Origin of the sequence: Microcoleus sp. w2-18bC1 (genome assembly GCF_036700365.1) — a bacterium.
In the GTDB taxonomy this organism is placed as follows: Bacteria; Cyanobacteriota; Cyanobacteriia; order Cyanobacteriales; family Microcoleaceae; genus Microcoleus.
The window spans coordinates 1-7,165 of sequence record NZ_JAUBOS010000117.1 but is presented as its reverse complement, the minus strand read 5'-3'; the positions used below and the strand labels follow the sequence as shown (position 1 = coordinate 7,165).

The 7,165-nt window shown below is 46.3% G+C and carries 5 protein-coding genes and 1 pseudogene; 3 read left to right on the top strand and 3 right to left on the bottom strand.

Annotated elements, in window-relative coordinates:
• The 3 genes and pseudogenes from QT979_RS28145 to QT979_RS28135 form a co-directional block, all read right to left on the bottom strand.
• Positions 1 to 202: pseudogene (locus QT979_RS28145) on the bottom strand (hypothetical protein); the annotation flags it as partial.
• Positions 203 to 331: 129 nt separating this feature from the next.
• A complete protein-coding gene (locus QT979_RS28140; protein WP_333160040.1) occupies positions 332 to 562 on the bottom strand; it encodes a hypothetical protein in 231 nt (76 codons plus the stop codon).
• A 51-nt stretch (positions 563 to 613) separates the two neighbouring features.
• Positions 614 to 754, bottom strand: a complete 141-nt coding sequence (locus QT979_RS28135) for a hypothetical protein (protein ID WP_333312314.1) — start codon at positions 752 to 754, stop codon at positions 614 to 616.
• A gap of 55 nt (positions 755 to 809) precedes the next feature.
• Between QT979_RS28135 and dnaK the strand changes: the two genes are divergently transcribed.
• From dnaK to QT979_RS28120, 3 genes are all read left to right on the top strand, one after another.
• Positions 810 to 2,918, top strand: a complete 2,109-nt coding sequence (gene dnaK, locus QT979_RS28130; protein ID WP_333312313.1) for a molecular chaperone DnaK — start codon at positions 810 to 812, stop codon at positions 2,916 to 2,918.
• A gap of 120 nt (positions 2,919 to 3,038) precedes the next feature.
• On the top strand, positions 3,039 to 4,208 hold the full coding sequence (locus QT979_RS28125; RefSeq protein ID WP_333312312.1) for a J domain-containing protein: 1,170 nt from the start codon (positions 3,039 to 3,041) through the stop codon (positions 4,206 to 4,208).
• 405 nt (positions 4,209 to 4,613) lie between these two features.
• Positions 4,614 to 7,049, top strand: coding sequence for a dynamin-like GTPase family protein (locus QT979_RS28120; RefSeq protein WP_333312311.1), 2,436 nt, complete (start codon positions 4,614 to 4,616; stop codon positions 7,047 to 7,049).
• Positions 7,050 to 7,165 lie beyond the last annotated feature (116 nt).

The window sequence follows — 7,165 nt, the reverse complement described above, 5'->3', positions numbered from 1 at the left end:
GTGAGGCTATTTCTGCCCATTCTTGTGACTTGGCTCGGCCTGATCTCATTCCCGAATTTCCGACCTGAATCCTTACAGCTTGTTTAACTGCCTCTGCTGCTTTTTGGCGATCTATCGGCTCAGTGGAGTACATGATTTCCCACCACTTTTTATCATTAACTAGCATTAAATCTTCTTGTTCGGGAGTAAGTTTTTCAATCATCGCTATCCTCTAAAATCGATTATGCCAAAGAAACCGGGTTTTTTACCGAATCTGTGGGTGAGTGCGAAAGATTTTCGTAAAAAAACCCGGTTTATGACCACCCGTGCGTAACTCCTAATTGTAATAACATCAATCTTCATCCCACTTATCTTTAACAGCTTCCCAATCCAGCCAACCGGCACGATCGCGATTTCCACCAGCAGCTTTTAACTCATTTAATGCTTGTTTGGAAATTTGCAAATCTTCTAAAGTCTCTAACCATTCGATGAGTGCTTGCCAATTTTCGACATCTAAAACAGCAACTTGTTTGCCTTTTAGATTAAGAAACTCAACTGACTGCAATACTTCTAATCCGGTCATTCAGGCTACCTCTATGTTAATGATAGGTATAACTTTTGCTCTCCATTCTAATCAATTTGCTTCTCGGTTGCTGCGCCAAACCGTATGGAAAAAAGGTCGATCGTACCCAACCCCACCCAGCAACCTGAACCGCAGGTGAGGCAATCCCTCCGCAGCCCCCGCTTCTCGACGCGGTACAATAAATGCAATCATACTTAACGCTTATATTGAAAAGGCTACACACAACGCCACAGGAGACAACTGACGCATGGGTAAAGTAGTTGGCATTGACCTCGGAACAACAAACTCAGTAGTAGCCGTCATGGAAGGCGGCAAACCGGTTGTGATTGCCAATGCAGAAGGGATGCGGACAACTCCCTCGGTAGTCGCTTTCACAAAGGAAGGAGAACGCCTGGTGGGACAGATGGCCAGACGCCAGACTGTTCTCAACCCGCAAAACACCTTTTACGGTGTCAAGCGGTACATCGGACGCAAATATACCGAACTGACTCCAGAATCAAAGCGCGTCCCTTACACAACTCGCCGCGACGAAAACGGGAACATCAAAATCAAGTGTCCCCGCCTGAAAAAAGATTTTGCCCCAGAGGAAATTTCGGCGATGGTTTTGCGGAAACTAGCCGATGAAGCCAGTCGCTATCTGGGACAAGAGGTGACGGGGGCTGTAATTACTGTTCCCGCTTATTTCAACGACTCGCAGCGACAGGCGACGCGGGATGCTGGACGAATTGCCGGACTTGATGTCAAGCGGATTTTAAATGAGCCGACAGCGGCTTCTTTGGCTTACGGTTTGGAGAGGCGAGAAAGTCAAACTATTTTAGTGTTTGATTTGGGCGGCGGTACTTTTGATGTGTCGATTTTAGACGTGGGAGACGGAGTATTTGAAGTCAAAGCAACTAGCGGCGATACTCAATTGGGTGGCAATGATTTTGACTCTAAAATTGTTGACTGGTTGGCAGAACAATTCTTAGAAAAAGAAGGAATTGATTTGCGACGCAACCGGCAAGCTTTGCAGCGCTTGATCGAAGCGGCAGAAAAAGCCAAGATTGAGCTGTCTGGCGTCGGTGTCACGGAGATTAATTTGCCGTTTATCGATGCGAATGAAGACGGGCCTTTGCATCTGGAAACGCGGCTGACTCGCGGTCAATTTGAGGGACTGTGCACAGATTTGGTGCAGCGGTTGCGGCGGCCAGTAAAACAAGCTTTGGCTGATGCAAGTTTGAGTCCTTCTCGCATTGATGAAGTTGTGCTAGTCGGCGGTTCGACTCGCATTCCTTTGGTGCAGGAAGTTGTTCGCAGTTTGATCGATCGAGAGCCGAATCAAAATGTGAATCCCGATGAAGTTGTGGCGGTGGGTGCGGCAATTCAAGCGGGGATTTTGGGTGGGGATGTCCGCGATGTGCTGCTGTTGGACGTGACGCCGCTGTCACTGGGTTTGGAAACGATCGGCGGGGTGATGAAAAAACTGATTCCTCGGAATACTACTATTCCCGTCAGGCGATCGGACATTTTTTCGACTGCTGAAAACAACCAAACTGTGGTAGAAATTCACGTAATCCAAGGCGAACGGGAATTAGGCCGAGATAATAAGTCTTTGGGACGGTTTAAACTAACTGGAATTCCGCCGGCACCGCGAGGGATTCCGCAGGTGCAAGTAGCTTTTGATATTGATGCTAACGGGATGCTGTTGGTGACTGCTTTGGACAAAACTACCGGCAGGGAACAAAGCATTACTGTGCAAGGTGCTTCGACGCTGAGTCAGCAGGAAGTGAATCAAATGATTCGCGATGCGGAACAGTTTGCTCAAGCTGATAAGTTGCAGCGGGAAAAGGTGGAAAAACGCAATCGCGCTGAAGCTTTAGCTTATCAAGCGGAGCGGCAGTTGCGGGAAGTTGCGCTCGATCGCGGAATGCAGTTTGCTCAAAGAAGCCGCCAGCGAATTGAAACTTTAATTCGGGAATTGCGAGACAGTTTGGAACGCAATGATGAACGGGGAGTTGACCAGATTGGTTCGGATTTGCAAGATGCTCTTTACGATTTGAGCCGAGAAGTTTCAGCTTTTGCTGATGATGACGATGATGACGATTTCTTTGAGTCTGTGAAGCGGACTTTTACGGGCGACGGTACGAAGCGGCGCAGCGATGACAGCAGCTATTATACCAATGCTAAGCCTTACAGGCGATCGACTGTCGATCCAATTCCCGATCGCCCATACGATCGACCCTATGATCGCACCGGTGATCGTATGGGCGATCGTATGAACGATCGTTCATACGATCGTAGAAGCAGTGCTAATCGCCCCACTCGCCCTTATCAAAATCAAAGCGACGATTGGGATGATGACGACGATTGGCTGTAATTAGTGGTTAGTCATTAGTCCCTAGTCATTAGTCCCTAGTTTGAAGCAGGGAAGCAGGATGACTAATGACTAATGACTAATAATAATTAATGACTAATGACTAATAACTAATGACTAACTATGCAGAATTTTCGCAATTACTATCTAATTTTGGGAGTGCCCAAAGATGCCACGGCTGATGAGATAAAAAAAGCCTATCGACGGCTAGCAAGACAGTTGCACCCTGACGTAAATCCAGGTGATAAATCTGCTGAAGATAGGTTTAAGGATATTAATGAAGCTTATGATATTCTTTCCGACCTCGACAAGCGCGCTCAATACGATCAGTTTAGTAAATTCTGGAAACAAAAAGGATTTCAAGGAAAGCAAGGGGTGCGACTTCCCAATTTCAAAACTTGGGGAAACAGTAAAACTACCCGCAAAAAACCGGCCGAAGAGGTAGATTTTAGCGATTACTCGGATTTTAATAAATTTCTCGACCAAGTGCTCGGAAGGCGGCGGGAAGTGAGGATGGCGACAGCGAATGATGCAGCGGGAGTAGCCTCCTCTGAACCGTGGAGTACGGCTTCTAAGAAAACGAGTTATGTTGCTAATTCTCGTCCACCTAGAAGGGATTTTGACGATCGCGAAATGCGACGAGAAACAGTTGATCGCGAAATGCGACGAGAAACAGACGATCGCGAAATGCGACGAGAAACAGACGATCGCGAAATGCGACGAGAAACAGTCGATCGCGAAATGCGACGGGAAATTAGGGAAACAGTCGATCGCGAACCCAGAAGAGACATTGAGGCCAGGCTAACTCTGCCTTTGGAAAGGGCTTATTCGGGTGGTACTGAGCGAATTCGTCTGGAAGACGGGAGAGCGATCGAGGTAACTCTGCCTCCTGCTATGGTATCAGGCCAGCGGATTCGCTTGCGAAATCAAGGTATGGGCGGCGGAGATTTATATTTGAAAATCACAGTTTCTCCCCATCCCTTTTTTCGCTTGGAAATGTCAGATATTTGCTGCGAATTGCCACTGACTCCCAGCGAAGCGGTGTTAGGCGGAGATATTGAAGTACCGACGCTGGACGGCCTGGTAAAGATGAAATTGCCACCGGGAGTAACCTCTGGAAAGCGGTTGCGGCTGGCTAACAAGGGCTATCCGACAGGAAATGGCGATCGGGGCGATCAATTGGTAGAAATTCAGGTGTTAATTCCCAAAGAAATTAGTGAGGAGGAACGGGAATTATACGAAAAGTTGCGGCAGGTTGAGTCTTTTAAACCGCGTCAGGATTTATCGATTTAATGTAGACTACGCAATGCGCCAGTTTAATTTTGTAGGGGCGCAATAATGCGCGCCTTACTACTAATGGTGTACGAAAAATTAGGAGAGGCTTGGCTAAATTTTACTGACATATCAGATTTAGCCACTTGCCTGTAAATAGATAATAACAAATCCGTTGGTATCGGAATTATTCATCTCTCTCTTCTCTTCCTCCGCACCCTCTGCGGTCTCTGCGGTTTAATAACTCCGAAACAACCGTAAACAATATGATTTGTCGCCAGAATAGCCGTTAGCGGAGCCCTCGAAGAGGATCGCACTTTCAGCAATCCTGGAGCGCATAAGTAAAACTAATGTTGTGATTATTCCTGAACTAGCAGAGAATTAACAATAAGGTAATTTTCCCACAATCAGGAGCAGTCTGCCGCGATGACTCAAATGCCCCCTCAATGCAACAATCTGCAAGAGCAAGTTGACTCCTTACTGCAACTGCTGCGTCAGGAATCGTCTTTGCGACAACAAGATATCACGGCAGTAGAAGCTTCTCTGAAAAAGGCAATTTCTCCTGAGTTTGAAATTGTGTTTGCTGGCGCTTTCAGTGCGGGAAAATCGATGCTGATTAATGCTTTGCTGGAGCGGGAATTGCTCTACAGTGCGGTCGGACACGCGACAGGTACGGAATGTTATATCGCCTTTGCTGAGCCGGAAAAAGAGCGCGTGGTTCTCACTTTTTTGAGCGAGTTTGAGATTAGCCAGCAAGCTTCTGTGCTTTGTCATCAGTTAGGTTTAGCTACTGAAGTTAATATTAATCAAACAGATGTAGTGTCGCTGTTGTCTCAGGGATGTAACATAATTATTGAAAGGGAAGGCGGCGAAAATAAATCGGAATTAGCCAAAAAAGCTAAGGCTTTGATGCTGCTGTTAGAAGGTTTTGAGGCAAATCGCGATCGCATCCAAACTCTCGAAAACGCTACCTACTCGATGGAACAGTTTAACTTTTCCAATCTCAAGGAAGCTGCTAGTTATGCCCGTCGCGGTAGTAACAGTGCTGTACTCAAGCGAGTTGAATATTACTGTTATCATCCGCTGCTACAAGATGGCAATATTATTATCGATACGCCGGGAATTGATGCGCCGGTGCAGCGGGATGCAGAATTGACTTATGATAAGATTGAAAGCCCGGATACTTCGGCGGTTGTCTGCGTTTTAAAAGCGGCTTCGTCTGGGGAAATGACGACAGAAGAAACCGAGTTGATGGAAAAAACACGGGGAAATCCGGGAATTCGCGATCGACTGTTTTACATTTTCAACCGCATCGACGAAACTTGGTACAACACGCAACTGCGACAGCGCTTAGAAAATCTGATTAATTCCGACTTTCGCGATACTGCGAGAGTTTACAAAACTAGCGGGTTGTTGGGATTTTACGGGAGTTTGATTCGAGGGACAACAGGGCGCGATCGCTTTGGTTTAAATACAATCTTTGCCACCAGTCAAGGGCGAGCTTCTGGAGATGATAAATTAGATTCTGAATTGCTCGGTAATAGTGAAGAAACTCCGCAATTTGTTAGTGAATTTAATCGCTACTGTGCGAATTCTGGCAAGTTATCTCCTAGCAAATTTCGGATTTCAGTGAACAGCTACGAAACACCCAATGAAAACTACGTGCGAATTCTTGCAGAGCAAGGACAACCATTAATTTCTCAATTAATTCAAGATAGCGGTATCGAAGATTTTCGCACAGCCATCACCCGCTACCTCACAGAAGAAAAACGCCCGCAACTGTTCAAAAATCTCGCTGACGACTTAGAAGACTTGTGCATTCAACTGCGGAAACATTACCAAACAATTCAGCGGAATTTGGACAGCCAGCCCCGCGAAATTGAAGCGATGAAAGCACAGGAACTTTTGCGACTAAATCAGGAATTGCAGCAAGTCGGACAGGATTTCCGGGAACATATCGCCGAAGAAGTCAATGAAATGATTATGAACAGATGCGATATTTTCGATATAGACTTTCGGCAATTGCAATCTCGGATGATCCGCCGCTTGGATGAATTGTTAGACGGATTTTCTGTTGAGGCGGCTTACGGACGCACTTTGCGGAATCATCCCCGCAATGCCACAGCACCTTTAATTGCTGTTTTAGTTGAAGCGCTTTATTATTTAGCGAATCAGTTGGAAGATATTTTAGTAGAGGCTACTAAGTCACTGGTTGATAATTATTTCCAGTATTTGAAAGATAGCGTTCGCAAGTCGGAATACTATCGATTACTTTATCGGTTGTTGGGGAACGACGGGGGAATTGAACAGCAGTTAGAGGAGTTATCAAAGCGGGTTTCTGATGCTTTGGTAAATGCGGCGGGCGTTGAGTGCGATCGCTACGTGCGAGAAAGTCCGCGTTTTTACGACGAAGGCACATTTTCAATTTATCAATTCCGGGAAACATTGCAGCAAACTTCTCAAGGTTTCGACTGCGAAAACATGGTGGACGCCCAACCGGCAATTCGACAATTATTGCGGCTAGATTTCGAGCCGAAAGTATCTAGAACTATTCGGCAAACTTTCCGCCAAACTGTCAATCAAACTCTGAAAGAGCATTTGTTGCCGCTGGCCCAAAAGCAAGCTGATGATATTTTGCAGAAATACAGTCAAGCCCGCGATTATTTAGAGCAAACTTTGGCACAGGAGGCGGAGGAAAAGATTGCTGGGAATCTGCGGCGGCAAGCTGAGAATGAGCAAAAGATTCAAGAGTACGATCGGGCGGTTTCTGGGATTAATAGTTGTTTGCAGGCGATGAAGCTGCACGAGCATTTGTTGCCTGTAATTGGGCAAAATGATAGTGGTTCTGTGGATGGTGAATGATTGGAATGGGAATGGGCGTAATTGGAAATCCGGCGATTGGAAAGAGACTGTTGGCGAATGTCTGAGGGGTTTCACCCCTCAGACATCGCCGTCCTGAATAGGCAGAATGATTGTGT